At 66.1% G+C, this 22,599-nt stretch carries 19 protein-coding genes and 1 tRNA gene; 8 read left to right on the top strand and 12 right to left on the bottom strand.

Features of this window, described 5'->3' with window-relative positions; genetic code table 11:
• Positions 1-11: 11 nt before the first annotated feature.
• Positions 12-1,388, bottom strand: coding sequence for an amino acid permease (locus FBY31_RS05400; RefSeq protein ID WP_142037821.1), 1,377 nt, complete (start codon positions 1,386-1,388; stop codon positions 12-14).
• 266 nt (positions 1,389-1,654) lie between these two features.
• On the opposite strand from FBY31_RS05400, the gene FBY31_RS05395 reads away from it, so the two are divergent.
• Genes FBY31_RS05395 through FBY31_RS05375 form a run of 5 tightly spaced genes read left to right on the top strand, consistent with a single transcriptional unit; the run spans position 1,655 to position 7,612 of the window.
• Entirely contained in the window at positions 1,655-2,365 is a 711-nt protein-coding gene (locus FBY31_RS05395) for an NUDIX hydrolase (RefSeq protein WP_142037818.1), read from the top strand.
• Entirely contained in the window at positions 2,362-3,666 is a 1,305-nt protein-coding gene (gene nadA, locus FBY31_RS05390; RefSeq protein WP_142037815.1) for a quinolinate synthase NadA, read from the top strand. Before FBY31_RS05395 ends, nadA begins: the two co-directional genes overlap by 4 nt.
• A gap of 17 nt (positions 3,667-3,683) precedes the next feature.
• The gene (locus FBY31_RS05385) at positions 3,684-5,531 is read left to right on the top strand and encodes an L-aspartate oxidase (protein ID WP_142045082.1); all 1,848 of its coding nucleotides are present in this window, start codon (positions 3,684-3,686) and stop codon (positions 5,529-5,531) included.
• Positions 5,532-5,538: 7 nt separating this feature from the next.
• Positions 5,539-6,453 (top strand): carboxylating nicotinate-nucleotide diphosphorylase, encoded by a 915-nt coding sequence (gene nadC / locus FBY31_RS05380; RefSeq protein ID WP_142045080.1) that lies wholly within the window; start codon positions 5,539-5,541, stop codon positions 6,451-6,453.
• A 4-nt stretch (positions 6,454-6,457) separates the two neighbouring features.
• Positions 6,458-7,612, top strand: a complete 1,155-nt coding sequence (locus FBY31_RS05375) for a cysteine desulfurase family protein (protein WP_142037812.1) — start codon at positions 6,458-6,460, stop codon at positions 7,610-7,612.
• A 39-nt stretch (positions 7,613-7,651) separates the two neighbouring features.
• On the opposite strand, the gene FBY31_RS05370 is transcribed toward FBY31_RS05375, so the two are convergent.
• The 3 genes from FBY31_RS05370 to FBY31_RS05360 are packed head-to-tail and all read right to left on the bottom strand — an operon-like array spanning position 7,652 to position 9,926.
• Positions 7,652-8,341: a VOC family protein gene (locus FBY31_RS05370; RefSeq protein WP_142037809.1), complete on the bottom strand. Its 690-nt coding sequence runs from the start codon at positions 8,339-8,341 to the stop codon at positions 7,652-7,654.
• A gap of 25 nt (positions 8,342-8,366) precedes the next feature.
• Positions 8,367-9,212, bottom strand: a complete 846-nt coding sequence (locus FBY31_RS05365; RefSeq protein ID WP_142037806.1) for a fumarylacetoacetate hydrolase family protein — start codon at positions 9,210-9,212, stop codon at positions 8,367-8,369.
• 54 nt (positions 9,213-9,266) lie between these two features.
• Positions 9,267-9,926 carry a DUF1684 domain-containing protein gene (locus FBY31_RS05360; RefSeq protein WP_142037803.1) on the bottom strand — a complete coding sequence of 220 codons (660 nt, stop codon included), beginning with the start codon at positions 9,924-9,926 and terminating at the stop codon, positions 9,267-9,269.
• Positions 9,927-10,069: 143 nt separating this feature from the next.
• Here FBY31_RS05360 and FBY31_RS05355 point away from each other — a divergent pair, with 143 nt between their 5' ends.
• Both FBY31_RS05355 and FBY31_RS05350 read left to right on the top strand, forming a co-directional pair.
• Entirely contained in the window at positions 10,070-10,876 is an 807-nt protein-coding gene (locus FBY31_RS05355) for a hypothetical protein (RefSeq protein ID WP_142037800.1), read from the top strand.
• 75 nt (positions 10,877-10,951) lie between these two features.
• Positions 10,952-11,758, top strand: coding sequence for a transglutaminase-like domain-containing protein (locus tag FBY31_RS05350; RefSeq protein WP_142037797.1), 807 nt, complete (start codon positions 10,952-10,954; stop codon positions 11,756-11,758).
• 28 nt (positions 11,759-11,786) lie between these two features.
• Here the strand turns inward: FBY31_RS05350 and FBY31_RS05345 are convergent, their stop codons facing one another.
• From FBY31_RS05345 to bcp, 8 genes are all read right to left on the bottom strand, one after another.
• Positions 11,787-12,257, bottom strand: a complete 471-nt coding sequence (locus FBY31_RS05345) for a MarR family winged helix-turn-helix transcriptional regulator (RefSeq protein ID WP_142037794.1) — start codon at positions 12,255-12,257, stop codon at positions 11,787-11,789.
• Positions 12,257-13,411 (bottom strand): LLM class flavin-dependent oxidoreductase, encoded by a 1,155-nt coding sequence (locus FBY31_RS05340; RefSeq protein ID WP_235012935.1) that lies wholly within the window; start codon positions 13,409-13,411, stop codon positions 12,257-12,259. Before FBY31_RS05340 ends, FBY31_RS05345 begins: the two co-directional genes overlap by 1 nt.
• A gap of 115 nt (positions 13,412-13,526) precedes the next feature.
• A complete protein-coding gene (locus FBY31_RS05335) occupies positions 13,527-16,745 on the bottom strand; it encodes an efflux RND transporter permease subunit (RefSeq protein WP_142037791.1) in 3,219 nt (1,072 codons plus the stop codon).
• Positions 16,746-16,815: 70 nt separating this feature from the next.
• Positions 16,816-18,318 (bottom strand): malate:quinone oxidoreductase, encoded by a 1,503-nt coding sequence (locus FBY31_RS05330; protein ID WP_142037788.1) that lies wholly within the window; start codon positions 18,316-18,318, stop codon positions 16,816-16,818.
• A 79-nt stretch (positions 18,319-18,397) separates the two neighbouring features.
• Positions 18,398-20,068, bottom strand: coding sequence for an ABC transporter substrate-binding protein (locus FBY31_RS05325; protein WP_235012934.1), 1,671 nt, complete (start codon positions 20,066-20,068; stop codon positions 18,398-18,400).
• A 212-nt stretch (positions 20,069-20,280) separates the two neighbouring features.
• Complete coding sequence (locus FBY31_RS05320) at positions 20,281-20,955, bottom strand: fasciclin domain-containing protein (protein ID WP_142037783.1); 675 nt, start codon at positions 20,953-20,955, stop codon at positions 20,281-20,283.
• A 274-nt stretch (positions 20,956-21,229) separates the two neighbouring features.
• Positions 21,230-21,311 (bottom strand) — tRNA-Leu (locus FBY31_RS05315).
• Positions 21,312-21,427: 116 nt separating this feature from the next.
• Entirely contained in the window at positions 21,428-21,901 is a 474-nt protein-coding gene (bcp, locus tag FBY31_RS05310; protein WP_142037780.1) for a thioredoxin-dependent thiol peroxidase, read from the bottom strand.
• A gap of 96 nt (positions 21,902-21,997) precedes the next feature.
• On the opposite strand from bcp, the gene FBY31_RS05305 reads away from it, so the two are divergent.
• Positions 21,998-22,456, top strand: coding sequence for a MarR family winged helix-turn-helix transcriptional regulator (locus FBY31_RS05305; protein ID WP_142045078.1), 459 nt, complete (start codon positions 21,998-22,000; stop codon positions 22,454-22,456).
• Positions 22,457-22,599: the final 143 nt, after the last annotated feature.

Raw genomic sequence — 22,599 nt, 5'->3', positions numbered from 1 at the left:
TCGGGACTACTCTACCTGTGGCCGGTCCGGGTGCTGAGCCGGCCACCCACTGCGCAGGCCGCTGCGATCCCCGCGATCAGGCCGAAGGTGCTGAACAGCTGGGCGCGGCTGCTCCCGGCACTGAAGCCCACGGCGAAAATCAGGCCCAGCAGGATGAGCCCCACAACCGTCAGGGCCGGAAAGCCCTTCATCCTCAACGGCAGGGGAGTGCCGTCCCGGTCCGCCCGGCGCCGCAGGACCAGCTGGGAGACCAGTGCGCTGCCCCATACCACCAGGCAGGTGGAGCCCACCAGCTGGAACAGGGCGGGAAGGATCCGCTCCGGGAACAGCAGCTCCAGGACTGTGGCGACGAAACCGAAGGCGACGGACACGCCGACCGCCAGCATGGGCACGTTGGCGCGGCTCAAGCGGGTCAGGAAGCGGGGCGCCTCGCCGCGTTCCGCAAGGGAGTAGACCATCCGCGACGCGCCGTAAAGGTTGGCGTTCAGGGCGGAGAGAAGGGCGATGACGGCCACCAGGGTGATCGCCGTCGCGGCACCGGGGATGCGGGCGGCGTCCAGGACGCCGGCGAAGGGTGAGGCCAGGCCTTCCGACGTGGCCGGCAGGACGGCGGCAATCACCAAAACGGATCCGATATAGAAGACCAGGATGCGCCACACCACCGTCCGGACCGCTTTGCCCACGCTGCGTTCCGGGTCTTCGGTTTCTGGCGCCGCCACGGACACAATCTCTGTGCCGCCGAAGGCGAAGATGACCACAAAAAGGGCCGCCGCGATCCCGCCCAATCCCGCAGGGGCGAAGTCGGACGTCAGGTTCGCCAGCCCGGGTGATGCCACCTCCGGCAGCAATCCCAGCAGGAGGGCGGCGCCGATCACCAGGAACAGGACGATGGCCGCGACCTTCAGGATGGCGAACCAGAACTCGAACTCGCCGAAATTCCGGACGCCGGCCAGGTTGATGGCGGTGAACACGACCATAAAGATGAGCGCGAGCGCCCAGACCGGGACCACCGGCCACACGGTGAAGAGGAGCCCGGCCCCGCCCAGTGCCTCGGCGGCAATCACCACCACCAGCTGCAGCCACCAGAGCCAGCCGATGGTGGCGCCGGCCGTCTTGCCCAGGGCCCGTTCCGCGTACACGGAGAAGGCACCGCTGGTCGGGTTCGCGGCAGCCATTTCGCCCAGCGCCCACATCACCAGGATGATCAGGGTGCTGGCCACCAGGTAGGAGATCAGCACCGCAGGACCGGCCGTCTGTAGTCCTGCCCCGGACCCGAGGAAGAGCCCGGCGCCGATCGCGCTGCCCAGGCCCATCATGGTGAGCTGCCGGGGCTTCATGCTGTGGCCCAGGTGGCCTTGTTGACGGGTTTCGGTGGACGTCATTGTCATCTGCTGCTGAACCTTCTTGGGGTTTGAATGGGGGCTCCTCGTGGGACCATTTGAATTTACCGTCTCCCCGCCATGCCGCCTGCATTCCTGGACTGCCGGCACCAGGCTTCCTGCTTCCAAGCAGCAGGCTTCCGATGACCCCGCCCGGCGGGGGCGGAGAAACATTTGGCAATTGAGGGGCACTTGCCCGTAGAATCAGTTATGGTCAAAGTGACCATAACTAGGGAGGCTTCAGCGGGAGCCGAGCAGGCCGGAAGGCGGTGGGAATGTACTCGGCTTCAGCAAACGTCTCAGAGCGCCAGGCCGCACCGCCGTCGCTCGCCATCTCCACCGTCATCTTCGCGCTCCGGCCCAGTGAAAGCTCGGGCCGGCCCACGCTTTGGCTGCCCCTGGTCCGGCGGATCCGGGAACCGTACAAAGGCCTGTGGGCGCTGCCCGGGGGACCGCTGACCCATGCGGAATCCCTGCAGGACGCGGCATCGCGCAACCTGCGCGAGACCACCGGCCTCGCCCCGAGCTACCTGGAGCAGCTGTACGCCTTCGGCGGCCTGCACCGCTCACCTACGCAGCGCGTGGTTTCCATCGTCTATTGGGCCCTGGTGCAGCCAACGGAGGCCGCGCTCGCTGATGAGTCCGAGAACGTCAGGTGGTTCCGGGCGGACCGGCTGGGCGAACTGGCCTTTGATCACAACGCGATTGTGGATTACGCGCTCTGGCGGCTGCGGAACAAGCTGGCCTACGGATCTGTGGCCTATCACCTGCTGGGGGAGTACTTCACCCTGGCCCAGGTCCGGGAAGTCTACGAGGCTGTGCTGGACCGTCAACTGGACCCGGCGAACTTCCGGCGCCAGCTCAAATCCACCCCCGAGATAGAAGAAACCGGCGAATACCTCCAGGGCGGCAAACACCGCCCGCCCCGCCTCTACCGTTTCACCGGCCGGCCCGGCCTTGACCCAGACAACAGGAGCACACTATGAGCAGCGTCAACACAGCAATCCAGCTGATCACGCGCGAACAGGCCGAGAACGGCACGGCGGCGAAGGGCAGCACCTGCAGCCCCGCCCTGGCCAAAGGCCCATGGGACTACGACCTTGCCGAGGCGCTCGCCGGCGTTCCCGCCTACGGCCCCGGTGCCTCCAGCGCGGACGTAGCCCCCGCCGCAACGCCGCGCCAGGGGCAACTGCCGGAGGAGTACAAGCGCGCAAGCGACGCCGAGCTGGGCGAAAGGATCCTCGCCGCCAAGGCTGCGCTGGGCGACCGGGCCGTCATCCTGGGGCACTTTTACCAGCGCGATGAAGTCATCCAGTACGCGGACTTCGTGGGCGACTCCTTCCAGCTGGCCAACGCCGCGCTCACCCGGCCGGATACAGAGGCCATCGTGTTCTGCGGTGTCCACTTCATGGCCGAAACCGCTGACATCCTCTCCGCACCCGAGCAGGCCGTCATCCTGCCCAACCTGGCAGCCGGCTGCTCGATGGCGGACATGGCCGACGCCGACTCCGTGGCGGAGTGCTGGGAGCAGCTTGAGGAAATCTTCGGCACGGAGCCCGACGCCGAGGGGCGGGTTCCGGTCATTCCCGTCACCTATATGAATTCCTCCGCAGCCCTGAAGGCTTTCTGCGGCGAGCACGGCGGCATTGTCTGCACGTCCTCGAATGCGAAGACCGTCCTGGAGTGGGCGTTCGAGCGCGGCCAGCGGGTTCTGTTCTTCCCGGACCAGCACCTGGGGCGCAACACCGCCAAGGCACTGGGCGTGCCCCTGGAGCAGATGCCCATGTGGAATCCCCGCAAGGACCTTGGCGGCAACGACGAGCAGGCACTCCTGGATTCCCGGGTCATCCTGTGGCACGGATTCTGTTCAGTGCACAAGCGCTTTAACGTGGCGCAGATCGAGAAGGCCAGGGCCGACTTCCCCGGCGTCCAGGTGATCGTCCACCCGGAATGCCCCATGGAGGTGGTGGACGCGGCTGACTCGGCCGGCTCCACCGACTTCATCAAGAAGGCCATCGCGGCCGCCACCGGGCCCACCACGTTCGCCATCGGCACCGAGATCAACATGGTGAACCGGCTCGCTGCCGAATACCCGCAGCACACCATCTTCTGCCTGGACCCCGTGATTTGCCCCTGCTCCACCATGTACCGGATCCACCCGGGGTATCTTGCCTGGGTCCTCGAGGAGCTGGTTGCCGGGCGGATCGTCAACCGGATCACCGTGGCGGACTCCGTGCAGGACCACGCCCGCACCGCGCTCGAGCGCATGCTCGCCGCCAGGCCGTAATGAACCGGCACTCGGACATGCCCACCCAGGGGACGGGACCCACGACGCCGGGCAACGGCGGCGACACTGCGCGCCGGCGGCTGATCGTCGTCGGCAGCGGAATTGCCGGACTCTACGCCGCACTGCTGGCGGCGGATGCCGGCGCCGCCGTGGTGCTGTTGAGCAAAGGCCAGCTTCGCGCGAGCAACACCTGGTATGCCCAGGGCGGTATCTCCGCAGTGCTGGACGAGCCCGCTCCCGGGGACACAGTGGCGGCACACATCACCGACACACTCCAGGCCGGCGCGGGGCATTGCAGCGAAGCGGCGGTCCGGCTGATGTGCACCGAGGCCTCCCGGGAGATTGCCGGGCTGGAGCGGTTCGGCGTGCATTTTGATCCCGGGGCCGAGGACGGGCCGGCACTGGGGCTGGAAGCGGCGCATTCCGCCCCCCGCATCCTCCATGCGGGCGGCGACGCTACGGGTGCGAAGACCGCCGGGGCCCTGATCCGTGCGGTGCTTGCCCGGCAAGCGGCCGGTACCCTGACGATTCACACCGGCGCCCACGCCACCGCACTCCTGCAGGAACAAGGGACCGTGAACGGTGTTGAGTTCCTTCAGGACGGCCGCTCAGCCTGCGTTCACGGGGACGCTGTCCTGCTGGCCACTGGCGGAGCAGGCCAGTTGTTCGCCCAGACCACCAACCCCGCGGTGGCCACCGCCGACGGCCTTGCGCTCGCTGTCCGCGCCGGGGCGGCAGCGGCTGACCTGGAATTCTTCCAGTTCCACCCCACCTGCCTCGTTCCCGCCGCCAGCGCCGCGAACGCCGGCACAGCGGGCGGGCTGGACCAGGATCCGCTCCTCATCTCTGAAGCCGTCCGCGGTGAAGGAGCCCTCCTCGTCGATGGCAACGGCAAACGGTTCATGCGGGCCTACCACCCCGACGCGGAACTCGCCCCGCGCGACGTCGTGTCCCGCAGCATCGCCCTGCACCTGGCCAAGCTCGGCGACCCCAACGGCCACGTCTACCTCGACGCGCGGGGGATCGAGCGCAGCCAAGGCCCGGGCTTCCTGGCGAAGCGGTTCCCCACCCTCAGCCGGCGCACCCGCGACGCCGGTATCGACTGGACCCGCGAACTGGTCCCTGTTGCGCCGGCGGCCCACTACTGGATGGGCGGCGTAGCCACCGACCTCCATGGCCGGACCACGGTTCCCGGGCTATACGCCGTCGGCGAAGTTGCCTGCACCGGTGTCCAAGGTGCAAACCGGCTGGCCAGCAACTCCCTCCTCGAAGGACTCGTCTTCGGCCGGCGCGCTGTTGAAGACTTCCTGGCTGGTGACCTTGGTTGGGGGTCGCGTGAAGGCACCCCTCCGCATGCTAGCTCGGCCGCTGGCGGCCTCCCTTTGACGCATGCTTCCGGGGCACCTTCGCGCGACCGTATGCATGTCACCTTCCCTGCTGCTTTTGAAGGCGAGGCGGCCGAATTTACTGCTCCGGCCGGGAGCCTGCTGGCCAACTTCGGTGGGCAAGGGGATGGGGGTGGGGGGCGTGAAACTCCTTTCTCGCGGGAGGCACTGCGCCGGTTGATGACTGCCAAGGCCGGGGTGCTTCGCTCTGGGGAGCTGCTCCGGGAGGCGGCGGGGGCACTTGCTGATTGGGCCGCCGTCGATCGTCCCGACACTGTTGCCGCTGGCACAGACACCCGCCTGCATGAGGACCGGAACCTGTTGTTGGCTGCGCAGCTGCTGGTGGCTGCTGCACAACAGCGCACGGAGTCGCTGGGCGCCCACTACCGCAGCGATGACCCGGCCGATGCTGCCGGTATCGCTGCCGAATTCGAAGAATCTTCCCGAACCCGCCCGAAAGCGAGCCTCGTCCATGACTGAACTGACCATGACCGGCAATCCCGCAACTGAACCGGTTACCGGCGCCCCGCGGCTGGACCTGACGCTGCCCTCGGCTCCCGTGCGGGAAATCCTGGAGCGGGCGTTCGCCGAGGATGCTCCTGCCGGGGACATCACCTCCCAGCTGCTGATTCCCGCCGCCGCCCGCGCCACCGCAGTGCTGAACGCCCGCGTACCCGGGGTCTTCAGCGGCGCCACCGTGTTTCGGGACGCCATGCTGCTGGTGGACCCGGAAACCGACGTGGAGCTGCTGCTCGCCGACGGGGAAAAGTTCGACGCCGGCACGCACCTCGCGCGGGTCAGCGGACGCGCCCGGTCCGTGCTGCTCGCCGAACGGGTGGCCCTGAACCTCGTGCAGCGCATGTCCGCCATCGCCACGAGGACGGCAGAGTTTGTCCAGCTGACGGAGGGTACGTCCGCCCGGATCACGGACACCCGCAAGACGACGCCCGGGCTGCGGATCCTGGAGCGGTTCGCGGTGCGCTGCGGCGGCGGCGCCAACCACCGGTACAGCCTCTCCGACGCCGTACTGGCCAAGGACAACCACCTCGCCGTGATGACGGGAGGGGACCCGGCCAGGCTGACGGACCTGCTGGCGGCAGCCAGGGCACAGCTGGGACACACCACGCACTTCGAGGTGGAGGTGGACCGGATGGACCAGATCGAGCCCGTGCTGGCGGCCGGCGTGGACACCATCATGCTGGACAACTTCACCGTGGAGGAGCTGAGGGCCGGCGTGGCACTGGTTGCTGGCCGCGCCCGGGTTGAAGCCAGCGGGAACGTGAACCTCGGGACCGTGGCAGGGATCGCCGGCACCGGAGTGGACGTCATCTCCATCGGCGCCCTGACGCACACGGTGGCCGCCCTGGACCTCGGGCTGGATGTGGAACTGACGGTCGGGTGAACCCATGATCTTCCTTGACGCCGCCGCCACAACACCCGTCCGCCGTGAAGTGCTGGACGCCATGTGGCCCTACCTCACCGCAGAGTTCGGCAACCCCTCCAGCCACCACACCCTGGGCGAGGCCGCTGCCACCGCGCTCGCGGATGCACGCCGGTCCGTGGCCGCGGTGCTGGGCTGCCGGCCCGGCGAAGTGACCTTCACCGCGGGCGGAACCGAGGCGGACAACCTCGCCGTCAAGGGCATTGCCCTGGCCCGGCAGGCTGTGGACCCCCAGCTGAACCGGGTGGTGATCAGCGCCGTCGAACATCCCGCAGTGGAGGAATCGGCCAGGTACCTGGAGCGCTTCCACGGCTTCGCCGTTGACGTGGTGCCCGTTGACCGGACGGGACGCGTGACGCCGGAGGACTTCCGGGCCCTGCTGACGCCGGAAACTGCGGTGGCCAGTGTCATGTACGCCAACAACGAGGTGGGAACGGTCCAGCCCATTGCTGAACTGGCCGCCCTGGCACACGGACTGGGCATCCCGTTCCACACCGACGCCGTCCAGGCGGCCGGATGGCTGCCGTTGGACACCAAGGCGCTGGGTGTGGACGCGATGAGCATTTCGGGGCACAAGCTGGGGGCGCCCAAGGGGTGCGGTGTGCTGTTCGTCCGCGGCCGCACCAAACTCGAGCCGCTGATCCACGGCGGCGGGCAGGAACGCGGCCGCCGGTCAGGAACAGAGAACGTGGCCGGAGCCGTGGGCCTCGCCACCGCACTGACCCTGGCCCAGGCCCGCCAGGCGGAACAACGACGGCGGGTGGCGGGCCTGCGGGACGCGTTCATTGATGCTGTACTCACCGGTGTTCCGGGCGCGATCCTTACCGGGCATCCCACCGAGCGGCTGCCTTCAGTTGCGTCCTTCTGCTTCCCGGGAACCAGCGGCGAGTCGGTGCTCCTTGAGCTGGAACGCCAGGGTGTCGTCTGCTCCAGTGGTTCAGCCTGCGCGGCGGGCTCAGACGCGCCGTCGCCGGTGCTTACAGCACTGGGCATTGCGCCCGAGGTGGCACAGACGGCCGTCCGGTTCAGCTTTGACGCAGCGGTGACCGACGCGGATCTGGAAGCGGCCGCCGCAGCGGTGGAATCCGCCGTCGGACGCGTTCGGTCGCTGGGCGCCTAAGGCTGCCTCCGAAGAGGGAGCGCCCCCGCTCTGCCGGCTTCAGCGCGGTTCAGCCCCGAAGTGCCATGCATCGAGCACAACTCGGCCGCCCGGCGATTCCACCGTCGCGGTGAGCGGTGCGTTCTGCACTCCGTCGATCGGGCCCGCGTGAACGGCCGGAAGCTTCAGCACGTCGACGGCCCGGCTGGGAACGCCGCGCAGCACCAGGCTCCGCAGCGACACATCGCTGGGGGGCATGTTGGCACACGGATGTTGTCCTTCCCACTCGATCAGGCTGGGCAGGGCGCCTGCGCACTCAGTGCGGCCGTCGTCGCGGATGGTGATTCGCCACTTCAACAGTCCGTGAGGCGTGTCGCGCTGCGCTGCCCGCAACTCGCCGGGGTTGAGGGCAAAGCTGGCAAGGTCCCGGTGCAGCATCTCGATCCTGCACGTGCGCGCCACTGCGTGCACCAGCCGAGGGGATTCGCGGACAGCCGCGCGCACCTCGGGGTGGTCGAGCCCGAACCAGCGCGGCCGCCCCGGCGCCGGCGCGCCGGGATCGATCGCGATGACCTCGAGGTAGCAGTCGGGAAAGCTCTCGCTGCTGATCGCAATCACCCGGTTGTGGGTACCCATCAGCGGGTGCTTGCCACCACCGGAGGGCTCAACGCCGAACGTTGCCGCGCACCAGGCTGCGCCTTGCTCCAGCGAATCGGCGGCGATGACCAGGTGATCGATTCGGGCGTCCACAACTCAACCGTACCGCCCTGGCGGTTTATCCGGCGTGGCCCGACCAAGGGGAAGTCTTCACCGGGTTCACGAGCTCCCCGACGCCCTGCACCCGGCACGCCACGGTGTCACCCGGGCTCAAGGGTGCGCACTCTGCCGGAAAGCCCGTCAGCACCAGATCGCCCGGGTACAGGGTCATAAACGATGTCAGGTAAACGAGGACCTCATCAACCTTCCAGCCAAGGTCAGCGGTGCTGGCGGCCTGCAACGGGGTGCCATTGAGGACCACATCGACGGCGAGGTCGGCTTCGTCCAGGCCGGTGACAATCCACGGTCCCGCGGGCGTGAACGTGTCCTGGCTCTTGGCGCTGATCCAGAGTTCATCGGTCTTCTGCAGATCCCGGCACGTGACGTCGTTCCCAATGGTGAAACCCAGGACCGCGTCGCGGGCATTGGCAGGAGTCAGTCCCCGGACCTTGGTTCCGATTACCACGGCCAGCTCCGCTTCCGGGTCTACCCGCCGCATTCCGGGGGCCAGCTCAATCGCGTCGCCCGGCCCGATGACGCTGGTGGCCGCCTTATGGAACGCCTGGGGCGGCAGGTACCGCCCGGACTGGCCCGTGTTGTGCGCCATTCCCAGGACGTTGGCCGGCACGCTGGGAGCGAGGAAGCTGAAGGAGTCCTCCCGCACGCGGTCCCCGGGCTGCCACCCTTCCCGTGGGTAGCTGGAGGCGTTGGCCGGGGATCCCCAAAAGGGGCTTCCCGTGACCGTCCACGTGCCGCCTTCGGCACCTGCAAAAACTGCCGCGTCGCTGGCCACGAAGAACTGCTCCGCCGGATGGGCAGCGGATACCGGACGGACACGGGCAATGCGGCGGGGGAGTGCAGTCATGAGGGAATCCTACGGGCCGCTAACAGCTTTACGGACCGCTGACGCCGGATGTGGTCAGTAGAGCTCGCCCACCGGAATCTCCACGGCCAGGCGGTTGGACGGTCCCGGAAGGGGGCAGGCCCAGGCGTCGTTGTAGGCGCACGACGGATTGTAGGCAAAGTTGAAGTCCAGGATGAACATGGCGTCCGGGCCGGACCCCTGGACCCCGTGGAACGCGCCCTTGATGGTGTCCAGCAGATAGCGTCCGGCCCCGTAGCTGCCTCCGGGCACGCCAGCCGTGGCATCCCTGAACGGCACAAAAATACCGCCACCGTACCCCTGCAGCCTCCATACCGCGAGCTGTCCCACTTCCGGGAGGTCGAAGGTGCCCAGCCGGATGAAGCGGACTGCGCCGTCGGTGCCCGTCTCCACGCTGATTTCCCGGCCCGCACCCTCCTTGGTCAGCGGAACATGGAACCGGTAGATCGGATCATAGTCAGCCGTTTTGAGCCCGGAAAAGCGCGCCTGGTCTTCAGGGGTCAAAGCGGAGGCCGGATGCGTGGCAAACATCAGGTCGCGTTGGTGGCGCCAATAGGTGTGCGCCTCCGCCGGGCTTTCAGCTGAGATCTTTCGGACGTTGTGGTACAGCGCAAAAGTCCGCAGCCGCCAGTCAGCGATGTCGACGGCGGAGATGTCCGTCCGGCTTTCTTCGGCTGCGCCCCGATGCTCTTCCATAGCCACCAGCCTAGTCGCAAGGCGCAGGGATACCGCTCGACGGCGACACTCCGGTGGGCGCGCCGCTTCCGTTCGGGCCGGGGGCCAGCAGAAACGCCGCCAAGGTCAACGCCCCGCGGGGGCGGCGCGGCTAGGCTGGCTGCATGAAAGCCAAGGCGACAACGACTGTCCTGTCCGGAGCGCTGCTGGTGGTTGGCACCCTTCTTGCAGGGTGCGCGACGGCGGATTCCACTGCGCCAGGGTGGACAGCGCAGCCGGGCCCCGCCGGCACAGGCACCACCGCCCCGGCAGCCGCGGACTCCTCATCGGCAACCGCCTCGGACACTGCCACTCCCGCCGCCACCTCATCCGGCTCGCCGCAGGCAGTGGCAACAGCGTCCGCCTGGAAGACTTTTTCGGATCCAGGCAAGACCGTAAGCTTCGACCTCCCGCAGGACTGGATCGCGCAGTCCGTCGCGCCGGAGGAAGGCACCTTGCCCGGCGCCCTGAAGATTGAAGTGAAGAAGCCCGACGGTACCTTTATGGCAGCGCTGCGGACCGGGCTGCCGCCGTCGTCCGCTGAATGCACGGACGCCGCGAAGCGGCCCTACACAGTCATCAGCAGCGTTCCGGTGGAGCTTTCCGCGGCAGGCGGGGAGGGGACCATACCGCCGAGGGTGGTCTTCCGCGTGATCCAGGGGTACCGCTACTTTGGTTCCTACGGCATCACCAATCTGGTGGGCGGCGCGGATGGACAGGCCTGCGAGCTCCGCAACATTGTTCGTGGTCCGGCAGGAAAGGGTGACTACTCCTTCGGCGACCTGGTGGCCGTCAAAGCCTTTTCCCCCGACGAAAAAGTCGCTCCCGCCCAGGCTTTCGACACCCTTGGCGAGGCCGCCCGGTATACCGGCGAAAGCCCGGAGTTTGCCAACGTCCAGCGGATGCTAATGTCTCTGAAGATCAAAAACTAGTCCCGTTCCCGGCCACCATCATGCGCCGGGCCAGGCGGCGACTTCTCTTCCACCGCCTCCAACCCCGAAAGAGCCATGGAACGCAGTGTTTCCGCCCGACTGGTCTTCAAGACCGCAGCCAATACCAAGGTGGCCATGGCCATCGCAGTAGCGAAGAACAGCGGCTACTCCTCCTTCGCGGAGTCCCTGTCGGTGGTGGCGGGGGGAGAGCAGGTTCCGCTGACTGAGGTAGCCGACAACCACGGCGGCCGGTTCCACTACATGGAGTTCGCCGAGCCGGCGGAGGTGACAGTGGAGTATAGCGCCACAGTGGCCGGGAAAGCCGGGCGGGAGGAGGCGGAGCTCGCCGACCGGATCCGCTACGTCCGGCCCAGCCGCTATGCAGAGTCCGACCGGCTCCTGCCCACTGCTTATGCCGAGTTCGAAGGAGTCCAGGGCGGCGAGCTGCTGCACGCCGTCAGGAACTGGGTGAACGGGGAACTGCGCTACCTCAGCGGATCATCCCGGGGCACCGACGGTGCAGTGGAAACCCTGCTCAGCCGGCGCGGGGTGTGCCGGGATTTCGCGCACCTTGCCATTGCATTGCTCCGCTCCAAGGATATTCCCGCCAGGCTCGCCGCCGTCTACGCCCCCGGCCTTAACCCGATGGATTTCCACGCCGTGGCCGAGGCGTACGTGGAGGGTGCCTGGCACGTCATCGATCCCACGGGTCTGGCGCCGCGGGAATCGATGCTGCGTATTACTGCCGGCCGGGACTCGGCAGACACCGCCTTCCTCTCCACGGTGGGCGGCAGCCTGGTCCTCAACCAGCTTCAGGTCACGGCGGTGGTCAACGGCACCCTGCCGGTGGAGGATCCTGCACGGCTCATGGAGCTGGGCTGATCTCCGCTTGTTAGCGGATCCCGCCCGCTTACCGGGGCTGGCGGGGACCCAGCGAATTCCTCAGCTTTTCCGTGAGCCGTTGGAGTTCTTTTTGCTCTTCCGGTGTCAGGGCCGGCCCCATCAGGGTGGAGATGTCCCGGACATGCTCGCGCCCGATCTCCTTCTGCAGCTCCCGGCCCGCGTCGGTCAGCTGCAGCAGCACGCCCCGGCCGTCCTCCGGAGCCGGCATCCTGGCCACCAGTCCGCGCTTTTCGAGCCGCTCCACCAGCCGGCTGAGGCTGGACTGGCTCAGGAGGACGTTGTCGTTGAGCTCGTTGAGCCGCAGCCACCCGGTGGGACAACGAGAGAGTGTGAACAGGACGTCATACTCGTTCACCGCAAGCTTCCGGAAAGCCGGACCTGCCTGCAGCTTGCGCATCACAGCTACCTGCGCGCGGAACAGCGACTCCCAGGTCTCGGCCGCAAGCCGGACCGGCGATTCGGAATTATTGCCGCCCATCATGCCTCCACAGCGGACTTTTCCGCGTCCTGGCCCTGGGCGTCCTGGGCCCGCCCATCCTGTGCCTGCTCATCCTGGACGGGAAGCGCCGCGGCAACCCGGTTGGCGTGGGTGGGCGGGTCCGGAACATGGGCCGGCTTAAGGGCCGCGTACTCCTTACGCAGTACGGGCAGGACTTCCTCGCCGAACAGGTCCAGCTGTTCCAGTACGGTCTTCAGGGGCAGGCCGGCGTGGTCGATCAGGAACAGTTGCCGCTGGTAGTCGCCGAAGTACTCCCGGAACGTCAAAGTCTTTTCGATAACCTCCTGGGGGCTGCCGACGGTCAGGGGCGTCTGGGAGGTGAAGTCCTCCAGGGACGGACCGTGGCCGTAGACCGGGGCGTTGTCGAAGTAGGGACGGAACTCCTTGACGGCGTCCTGAGAGTTCTTCCGCATGAAGAACTGGCCGCCCAGGCCCACAATCGCCTGGTCTGCCTTGCCGTGGCCGTAGTGCTCGTAGCGCTCACGGTAGAGCCCGATCAGCTGCTGGTAGTGCTCCTTGGGCCAGAAGATGTTGTTGGCAAAGAAGCCGTCGCCGAAGTATGCGGCCACTTCGGCGATCTGCGGCGTCCGGATGGAGCCGTGCCATACAAAGGGGGCAACGCCGTCGAGCGGGCGCGGGGTGGACGTGAAGTTCTGGAGCGGGGTGCGGAACTTGCCGGACCAGTTCACTGTGTCCTCGTCCCACAGCTTGCGCAGCAGGCTGTAGTTCTCGATGGCGAGCTCCACGCCGTCCTGGATGTTCTTGCCGAACCACGGGTAGACGGGCGCGGTATTGCCGCGGCCCAGGACCAGGTCAACCCGGCCGTCGGCAAGGTGCTGGAGCATGGCGAAGTCTTCGGCAATCTTAACCGGATCATTCGTGGTGATCAGCGTAGTGGCCGTGGAAAGGATGATCCGTTCGGTCTGTGCTGCGATGTAGGCGAGGGTGGTGGTGGGGGAGGAGGAGAAGAAGGGCCGGTTGTGGTGCTCGCCGATGGCGTACACGTCCATGCCGATTTCCTCGACCTTCTTCGCGATGGCGACGGAGGCCTTGATCCGTTCGTTCTCGGAGGGGGTCCGGCCCGTGGTGGGGTCCGTGGTGATGTCGCTGACGCTGAAAACACCGATCTGCATGATGTGCCTTTCCGTTGCTTGGGCTTGCTGGCCTTGCTTCCAGTATAGGCCAATTTAGATGCATTTGCATCTATCGCCGGATACAACGCTGCCATGCAGAAAATATTCCGCAGTTTTACTCGGGACTTCCCGGTGCCGCGCGCCGTCCGCTGACCTTGGGCACCATGCCGGTGGTCCAGTCGCGGAACTCCTCGTCGACGTCGGCACCGGGGCCGAATTCCGGGCGCGCCTGCAGTTCCCGGAGCAGGGCCTTCCTCTCGCGGCGCCCCTCGACCAGGCGGTAGAGCACGGGGACCAGGACCAGGGTCAGGGCAGTCGACGAGACAAGGCCGCCGATGACCACCACGGCCAGGGGCTGCGAAATGAAGCCGCCGCCGCCCGTAAGGCCCAGCGCCATCGGGGTCAGGGCGAAGACCGTGGCCAGGGCGGTCATCAGGATGGGGCGGAGCCGCTGTCGCGCTCCGTGGGTGATGGCATCGGCCACGTTCATCCCCGGCCCGCCGTCCCGCGGCTGCCGGTACTGGTTAATGAGGTCGATCAGCACAATGGCATTGGTGACCACGATTCCCACCAGCATCAGCATGCCGATCAGTGACGGCAGGCCCAGGGGGACCCCGGTCAGCAGCAGCAGGGCCACGGCGCCGGTGGCCGCGAACGGCACCGAGACCAGTAGGATCAGGGGCTGGATGAGGGATTTGAACGTGGCCACCATAATCACATAGACAATGGCGATCGCCGCCAGCAGGGCAAGCCCGAGCTGCTGGAACGACTCCTGCTGCTGGGTGGTGGCACCGCCGATTTCGGCGGTGACCCCGGCTGGCAGCTGGACGTCCGCGAGGCGTTTCTGCACTTCCGCGTTGACGGCGCCGAGGTTGGATCCCGACGGCGTCACGGACACACGTGCGGTGCGCTGGCCGTTGCTGGCGGTGATGGACACCGGCACGTCCACCTGTTCCACCGCGGCGATGCTGCCGAGTGTGACAGGACCGCCGGCCGCGGGCAGCGGAATCCCGCGGACTGCGTCGATGCTGGTGAACCTGGTGCCCTTGCCGATCCGGACCGGGAAGTCATTGGTATCGATCCGCACGGTTCCGGCCGGGATGGGGCTGATGGTGGAGGCGAGGACTCCCGCCACCTGTTCCTCGTTGAGCCCTGCAGCGACGGCTTTGGCGCGGTCCACTTTCACCTGCACCACTGGCTGGCTGGCGGCCAGGTTGGTGGCCACTTCGCTGGTGCCGGGGACTCCGGTCATAGCCTCGACCATGGCGTCGCTGGCGGTCCGCAGGTCCGCGCTGGTGGCGGCCTTGATGGTGACGTCCACTGTGGAGGACGTTCCGAAGCCGCCCTGCTGGGTGCCCACGGAAACCTTCCCGGAATCAGGCACCTTTGCCAGTTCGTTCCGCACGGTCTCCTGCAGCTGCTCCTGGTCCGCCTTTTCATCGGTCACCACCGTGAAGGTGGAGTTGGAGGACCCGGTGGAGGTGATCGCGGCAAACCCGGCCTGCGCGTTCCCGGACGTTACCTGGATGTCCCGGACGCCGTCGATCCCGCGCAGGACCTCCTCGAGGCGGATGGCGGCGGCGCTCGTGTCCGCGAGGCTGGTGCCGGCAGGCAGCGCCTGCCGGACGGTCATGCTGTTCTGGCCTGAACTGCCCAGCAGGTTGGTGGCCAGCAGCGGCGCCATGGCCGCCGTCGCGCCCAGGACAAGGGCGGCGGCAACCAGGGTGATCACGGGATGCTTCTGGGTCTTGGTGAGGATGGGCAGGTACCCGCGCTGGAGCCTGCTGCGCTGTTCCGCTTCCTGGGCCTTGGCCCGCGCCTCGGCGGCATCCCGGAAGGCTGCCTCGCTGCCCGGCGTGAGGCCGGGATTGCGCAGGAACCAGAAGGCCAGCACCGGGACGATGGTCAGCGAGACCAGCAGCGACGCCAGCAGCGCCATGGTGACGGTGAGGGCAAACGGCCTGAACAGTTCACCCGCGAGTTCGCCCACGAAGGCAATCGGCAGGAAGACTGCCACGGTGGTCAGCGTGGAAGCGGTGATGGCGCCGGCTACTTCCCGGATGGCGGTCAGGATGGCGGTGACCTTGTCCTCGCCGTAGCTGAGGTGCCGCTTGATGTTTTCGATGACGACGATCGAGTCGTCCACCACCCGGCCGATGGCGATGGTGAGCGCGCCGAGGGTGAGGATGTTCAGCGAGTAGCCCGTGGCTGACAGGCCGATAAAGGTGATCAGGAGCGAGAGCGGGATGGAGACGGCCGTTACCAGCGTGGACCGGGCGGACATCAGGAAAACCAGGATCACCGCCACGGCGAAGCCCAGCCCCAGCAGTCCCTCCGTGGTGAGGTCCTTGATGGATTTTTCGATGAAGGGGGCCTGGTCGAAGACCGGCGTGAACTTGGCATTGGAGCCCAGTTCTGCCTCTAGCTCGGCCAAGGTGTCCCGCACCGCATGCGAGATGCCCACCGTGTCGCCTTCGGGTTTCTTGGTGACGGAGACGGCAAGGGTTTCCGCACCGTTGGTGCGGGTGATGGAGGTCCGTTCGTCATCCTGGACGGAGACGTCGGCCACGGTGCCGATGGTAGCGGCGTTTTTTGCCCCCGCGAGCGGCAGCGCCTTGACGGCATCCAGCGAGTCCACCGGGCTGCCGATCTGCAGGGACAGCGTCTTTCCCTGCTCCTCGAGGGTGCCCGCCGGGAGCAGTGCGCCGTTGTTGCTTAAGGCGTCCCGGATGGAGGTGATGGTGGCACCGGACGCAGCCATGGCATCGGCGCGGGGAAGGATCTCGATGTGCTGGGTGGCCCCGCCGGTCACGTCGGCGCCCCGGACGCCGTCGATCTTCTGCAGCCTGGGCACGCTCAGCCGCTGCAGGTCGGCGTTCAGCTCACTGAGTGACTTGTCCGAGGACACTGCGAGGAAAACGATGGGGAAGTCGCTGATGCTCCCGGCAATGGCCCGCGGCTGGACGTCTTCCGGGAGGGTCCGCTTGGCATTGGAGATGGCCCGGTCAATCTGGTTCCGCGCGCGGTCCAGGTTGGAACCGTACGTGAACACCATAGTGATCTGGGAGACGCCGTTGCGCGACGTGGAGGAGGTGGATTCCAGCCCCTCCACGCCGTTCAGCGCAGTCTCCAGCGGCCCGCTCACCTGCTTGTCCACCACCTCCGGCGAGGCGCCGGGCATGGCGGTCAGCACCGTGATTTGGGGAAACTCGATGGACGGGATGAGCTCCTGCTTCAGCGACGACATGGTGATAACGCCGAAAACGGAAGCGAAGACGGTGATCAGTGCGATCAGTGCCCGGTTTGCCAGTGAAAGTTGTGCCAGCCGGAACATCGCATGGTCTCCTGTGGGGTTGTGACTGACTGTTGCGGAGCAGGGCAGCCGGCTACCGACCCCGGCAGGGTCAGTGGGTGGCGGTAACGTTCTCCAGCTGGAGGGACCTCGCCGTTGCCCTTTCGAGCTCCGCGGCGAGCTCCGGGTTGTCATCAAGCTTGACGCCGTAGCCGGGCATCATGTCCTTGAGCCTGGACTGCCAGCCCTTGAAGTTCTTCGGGAAGGCCTTCCGGAGCAATTCGATCATGATGGGCACTGCAGTGGAGGCTCCCGGGGACGCACCCAGGAGTGCGCCGATGGAACCGTCACGGCCGGCAATGACTTCAGTGCCGAACTGAAGCACGCCGCCCTTCTGCGGGTCTTTCTTGATGATCTGTACACGCTGGCCGGCTGTAATGAGTTCCCAGTCGCCCGCTTTGGCTTCCGGGTAGTACTCGCGCAGCGCTTCCACCTTGTCGCCGTGCTTTTTGGCCACTTCCTTGATCAGGTACGCGGTGAGGTCCATGTTGTCCTTGGCAACGGCCAGCATGGGAATGATGTTGCCAGGCCGGATGGACAGCGGCAGGTCCAGATACGAGCCGTTCTTGAGGAAGTTGGTGGAGAAACCGGCGTACGGGCCGAAAAGCAGTGAACGCTTGCCGTTGACGTACCGGGTGTCCAGGTGGGGCACGGACATGGGCGGCGCACCCACGGACGCCTGGCCGTAAACCTTGGCGCTGTGCTGCGCCGCGAGGGTTTCGTCCGTGCAGCGGAAGAACTGCCCGGAGACGGGGAAGCCGCCGTAGCCCTTGCTTTCCGGAATGCCGGAAGCCTGGAGCAGGTGGAGGGCGCCGCCGCCGGCGCCCACAAAAACGAACTTGGCGTGGATCTTGCCGTGTTCGCCTGACTTGGGGTATTTGAGCGAAAGGTTCCAGCCGCCGTCGGAGGCCCTGGAGATCCCGGTGACATCGTGGCCGTAATTAATTTCGACGCCGTTGTTCCCCAGGTACGTGGCCAACTCACGTGTAAGTGCCCCGAAGTCCACGTCCGTGCCCTCGGCGGCGCGGGTGGCTGCGATCCGCTGCTTCGGATCCCGGCCCTTCACGATCAGGGGAGCCCACTTGCCGATCTGGCCGTGGTCCTCGGAGTACTCCATGCTGCGGAACAGCGGATGCGGCTTGAGGGCCTCATAGCGGGTCTTAAGGAACCTGGTGTTCTCCTCACCGATCACAAAGCTCATGTGCGGCACGGTGTTGATGAAGCGCTTGGGCGACCCGATCAGGTTCTGGTCCACAAGATGGGACCAGAACTGGCGCGAGAGCTGGAACTGCTCGTTGATGACCAAGGCCTTGGTGGGGTCCACCGAACCGTCTTTGGCTGCGGGGGAGTAGTTGAGTTCACAGAGGGCGGCGTGGCCCGTTCCGGCGTTGTTCCATGGATCCGAGCTTTCCAGCCCGGGCTCGTCCAGCCGCTCGAACATGGAGATGGTCCAGTCCGGCTCCAGCTGCTTGATGAATGCCCCCAAGGTGGCGCTCATGATGCCGCCGCCAATCAGGACGACGTCGGCATGTGGGGTCTTGGAAATGAAGGTCACGATCAGTCTCCGATTGCAGCGGCTCTGGCTGTCACAGAATATCCCCGCGCAGCCCTCCTACTGAAATTGGGCTGGCCCGTCAAGGCTTCAGTTGCACTTTGGTGAAAACTTCATTTAAGACAGGCGACGCCGGATAGCTCACCACCCGGTCTGAAAGGGCCAGCGCCGAGATGGGGAAAGCGACGGGGACTGCGGGAACAGTGGCCGCGATCTGGGCATTGATGGTGTGATATTGCTCATCCCGCTCCTGTCCCTCCGGCATCCCGCGTGCCCTGTTGATCTTGGAGAAGACCTGGGCATCCTGGTAGCCGAACTCGCCGTTCTTTTCGCCGAAAAGGGGGCCCACGAAATTGTCGGCGTCGGAGTAGGAACCGTTCCAGCCCAGCAGGTGGAGTGCGTGGTCCCCCGGGGACTGCACCTTTTGCAGATACCCCTCAGACCAGTCCACGGGGACGGGCTTGATGTTGAAGCCCACGGCGGTGAGCTGCCGGCTGACTTCGGCGTAGACCTTCTCAGGAGTGGGCAGATAGGGCCGGGTGACGTTCAGCGGGTAGTAGAACCGCAGCTCTTCGCCGGCATATGCGCCCTCTTTGAGGTATGCCCTGGCCTTGGCCGGATCGTGCCCCAGCGCGGGAGCGTCGTTGTTGAAGCCGCTGATCTTCGGAGGGACGAACTGGGTGGCCACGGCGGTGTTGTCGATGAAGAACTTGCGGATGAGGGTTTCTTTATCGATCGCCAGCTCGATGGCCTGGCGGACTTTCAGGTTCTGCAGGACCGGAATCTCCTGGTTGAGCCCTAAGTACATCACCGAGAACGGATCGCGCTGCACGATCTGCTTGCCGCGCTTCACCAGCTGGTCAAAGTTGCCCACGGTAACGGCGTCATAGCCGTCGATTTTTCCGTCCAGCAGGGCCTGGAGGCGGGCTTGGGGGTGGTTGTACGCCACGAAGTTGATGGTGCTGATCTGGCCGCGGTCTCCCCAGTACGCCCCGTTGCTGGCAAGGGTGATGCTGCCTTCATCCCAAGACCTCAGGGTGAAGGGACCGGTGCCCACCGGACTGGTGCCGAACGCGGACATCGCCTGGCCGCCGCGGCTTTGGTCCAGCACGTCGGCCTTCCCTGCGGCAAGCGCTGCAGGGGAGGCCATGGCGAAGGCGGGCAGGGTCAGCGCCTGCAGGAATGCGGTAAAGCGCTGGGTGAGGTCGATCCGCACGGTGTCGGCCGCCAGGGCGGTGCAGCTTTTGAAGATGGACAGCTCCGGCTGGTCCGAGTGCGCCTTGAACACGCCTTTGAACGAGCTGCCGGGAGCCTGCCGCCGCAGGTCTTCGGGGAATGCGAACCACCGGTTGAAGTTGGTGCACACCGCATCGGCGTTGAACGGGGTGCCGTCGTGGAATGTCACACCGCTGCGCAGCGTGAACGTGTAGGAGCGGCCTTCGTTGGATTCACTCCAATCAGTGGCCAGCAGCGGGGTGGGTTTCCCGGTGGTCTGGTCCACCCCCACCAGTCCCTCGAGGATCTGCCGGGTGATCCGCTGGGACTCCACGTCGCCGGACAGCGCCGGGTCCAGGCCCAGCGGCTGCACTGCCGTGCCGAAGTTGAAGGTTGCGGTGGGCTCCGCCGTCGTGCTGGGGGCAGGGGAAGCAGGCGACGGAGAGGGGGCCGGAACCCCGGTGCATGAGGTGACGCTCAACGCCAGGAAGGCGGCACCGGTCGTGAGGACCGTCCGCCGGGATGGACTGCTGGGCACTCGTTTATCACCTCGGGATCTTGCCGGCGCCGCCGGTTGCGGGCCGCGACCCATTCTAGTTGACCTCCTGGTGCGCTTTCCGTAAGGCCCGCAGGTGCGGCCGGGTACTGGCAGCTGCCGGTTAAACGGCCTGGGGCCCGTCCTTTCCGGAACGGGCCCCGCGCCTTGCCGCCAGGATTACTGTTGCAGCCTGGGTTGACTGTCAGCCTGGATTATTTGGGCATCAGGACTGAATCAATGAGGTAGACCGTTGCGTTTTTGGTCTGGACGCCTCCGCAGATCACGCTGGCGTCGTCCACCGTCAGGGCGTCACCGCTGCCCGTGACCGTGACGGAGCCACCCTGGACCGTGGCGTGGGTGCCCACGATCTTGTCAGGAGCGACCTGTCCGGGAACCACGTGGTAGGTCAGGATCTTGCTCAGGAGGGCATCATCAGTCTTCAGGGTCTCGATGGTGGCTGGATCGATCTTGGCAAAGGCGTCGTCCACCGGCGCGAAGACAGTGAATTCACCGCCGTTAAGGGTGTCCACCAGGTCCACCTTCGGGTTCAGCTTGCCGGAAACGGCAGCCGTGAGGGTGGTCAGAATGGGGTTGTTGGATGCTGCCACGGCTACAGGGTCCAGGGCCATGCCCTCGACGGAACCGGCGCCCGTGGGGACCTGCTCGGCGTAGGCGGCGCAGCCGGGGCCAACCAGGTTCGCAGCCGGATCCATGGTGGCGGCGGAGGAGCTGGTTGACGGGGACGGGGTCATGCTGGAGGCAGAGGGCGCAGCGGCCGGTGCGGAGGAGCTTGACGTGCTGGCCGAGCCGCCGCATGCGGTCAGGCTGAGCAGAGCTGCAGCTGCAACGCCTGCGACGCTGAAAGTGGTGCGCTTGATGGTCTGCATTTCGGTTCTCCTTGGGTTGAACATGTGGCCTGGCCGTGGACGGGATGTCCGCGGCGCTGTTTGTTTCTGGCTGGTGGGCACCTGCCCTTGGCTGGTGTCTCACTGGGGATTCGGCTGCTGCAGAAACATGGATGGGTCAACTTCAAGGCTTTTTTCAGCGCGCTCCGTTTCACGGGATTTTTCGGTGCCGGGGCCGCCTTTATGCGGCAGGGAAACAAAAAGATCCCCCGGCCTGTGAACTGGTCACTGAGGCTGGGGGATCTTTGACGTGCAGTGCGCAAGGGGGGACTTGAACCCCCACGCCCGAAGGCACAGGAACCTAAATCCTGCGTGTCTGCCAATTTCACCACTCGCGCTAGGCTGCCCGCGCCGGGTGTTCAAGCGCCTGAACCAGGGCCGGAAACGTACGACGGCGGATGCCAGTCTTTATTGTAGCGTCGTGCAGGCGTGACCTGCGTCAGCCATGGCCGGGTCAGGCGTCCAGCTTCAGGTCCCGGCGCAGCTTGGCCACATGGCCGGTGGCGCGGACGTTGTACTGGGCCAGTGCCACCTTTCCGTCGGGGTCCACCACAATGGTCGACCGGATCAGGCCCTCGTAGGTCTTGCCGTAGTTCTTCTTTTCTCCCCACGCGCCGTAAGCCTCTGCCACCGTATGGTCCTCGTCCGAGAGCAGCGGAAAAGTGAGGGTCTCTTTTGAAGCGAATGCGGCGAGCTTTTTCACCGGATCGGGGGAGATCCCCAGCACGTCGTAGCCGGCCGATTGCAGGGAGGCCAGGCTGTCCCGGAAGTCGCAGGCTTCCTTGGTGCAGCCGGGGGTTGAAGCGGCGGGGTAGAAGTACACGATGGTATGGCGGCCGGGGCGCGGTGCCAGGCTAACGTCCTTGCCGGAGGAATCCTGCAGGGTGAATTGCGGTGCGTCGTCACCTGTTACGAGTCTGTCAGCCAATGTTTTTCTCCTTGTTGCAGGCGGGACACACCAGCCTAGTAAGCAGCCCGGAGCAGTGCTAATCGGCACTTGGCTATACTTGCTGCTATGCCTGATATGGATCAATGGCCCACGGGGCGCCTCTTGTCCACTGCTGCGCGCCTCGTTGAACACTCCTGGAATGAAAAACTCGGCGCTATCGGCCTCACCCATGCCGGTGTTATTGCCATTGAGGTCCTCAATGTGCAGGGCCCCATGACGCAGGCCCAGCTTGCCCAATTCGTGCGCGTCCAGGCCCAGACCATGGGCAAAACCCTGAGCCGGCTGGAGGCCCACGGCCATATCGCGCGGGTCCGCAGCACCTCTGACCGCCGCAGCCACGTGGTGTCCCTCACCGAACGGGGCAAGGAAGCCGTCGCCGCCGCCGTCGAGATGGAACGTACGGTCCTGGCAGCGGCCACCATCGACCCCGACGTCCTGCGGCAGGAACTTAAGGCAGTTGTCCGGGAGCTTGCAAGCCAGTTCGGATCGTCCACTGCGGGAGAACTTCTCGACAACTCGTCCCTGACCCCATAAGGGGCGGCCGCCCCGCTTCAGCCGGCCTTGCCGGCGCCACGCGTGATCACAGCTTCAGCAGGCTGCGGTCACGCTTTATTTTTTCCTCATCAGTGGCCTGTGCAGGCAAGTGATGATGGCGTGTCCCTGGCTTTCGTACGCCT

This window comes from Arthrobacter sp. SLBN-100, from assembly GCF_006715305.1.
Classification (GTDB): domain Bacteria; phylum Actinomycetota; class Actinomycetes; order Actinomycetales; family Micrococcaceae; genus Arthrobacter.
This window is presented reverse-complemented; position numbering and strand designations above follow the sequence as displayed.

What these genes read in the sequence shown, in the direction of transcription:
- FBY31_RS05365 (WP_142037806.1), bottom strand. Translation starts at nt 9,212, where the DNA reads ATGACTGCACTCCCCCGCCGCATTGCCCGTGTCCGTCCGGTATCCGCT.
- FBY31_RS05400 (WP_142037821.1), bottom strand. Translation starts at nt 1,388, where the DNA reads ATGACAATGACGTCCACCGAAACCCGTCAACAAGGCCACCTGGGCCAC.
- nadC (WP_142045080.1), top strand. Translation starts at nt 5,539, where the DNA reads ATGACCGGCAATCCCGCAACTGAACCGGTTACCGGCGCCCCGCGGCTG.
- FBY31_RS05395 (WP_142037818.1), top strand. Translation starts at nt 1,655, where the DNA reads ATGTACTCGGCTTCAGCAAACGTCTCAGAGCGCCAGGCCGCACCGCCG.
- FBY31_RS05345 (WP_142037794.1), bottom strand. Translation starts at nt 12,257, where the DNA reads ATGGGCGGCAATAATTCCGAATCGCCGGTCCGGCTTGCGGCCGAGACC.
- FBY31_RS05385 (WP_142045082.1), top strand. Translation starts at nt 3,684, where the DNA reads ATGCCCACCCAGGGGACGGGACCCACGACGCCGGGCAACGGCGGCGAC.
- FBY31_RS05360 (WP_142037803.1), bottom strand. Translation starts at nt 9,926, where the DNA reads ATGGAAGAGCATCGGGGCGCAGCCGAAGAAAGCCGGACGGACATCTCC.
- FBY31_RS05375 (WP_142037812.1), top strand. Translation starts at nt 6,458, where the DNA reads ATGATCTTCCTTGACGCCGCCGCCACAACACCCGTCCGCCGTGAAGTG.
- nadA (WP_142037815.1), top strand. Translation starts at nt 2,362, where the DNA reads ATGAGCAGCGTCAACACAGCAATCCAGCTGATCACGCGCGAACAGGCC.
- FBY31_RS05320 (WP_142037783.1), bottom strand. Translation starts at nt 20,955, where the DNA reads ATGCAGACCATCAAGCGCACCACTTTCAGCGTCGCAGGCGTTGCAGCT.
- FBY31_RS05355 (WP_142037800.1), top strand. Translation starts at nt 10,070, where the DNA reads ATGAAAGCCAAGGCGACAACGACTGTCCTGTCCGGAGCGCTGCTGGTG.
- FBY31_RS05350 (WP_142037797.1), top strand. Translation starts at nt 10,952, where the DNA reads ATGGAACGCAGTGTTTCCGCCCGACTGGTCTTCAAGACCGCAGCCAAT.
- FBY31_RS05335 (WP_142037791.1), bottom strand. Translation starts at nt 16,745, where the DNA reads ATGTTCCGGCTGGCACAACTTTCACTGGCAAACCGGGCACTGATCGCA.
- FBY31_RS05305 (WP_142045078.1), top strand. Translation starts at nt 21,998, where the DNA reads ATGGATCAATGGCCCACGGGGCGCCTCTTGTCCACTGCTGCGCGCCTC.
- FBY31_RS05340 (WP_235012935.1), bottom strand. Translation starts at nt 13,411, where the DNA reads ATGCAGATCGGTGTTTTCAGCGTCAGCGACATCACCACGGACCCCACC.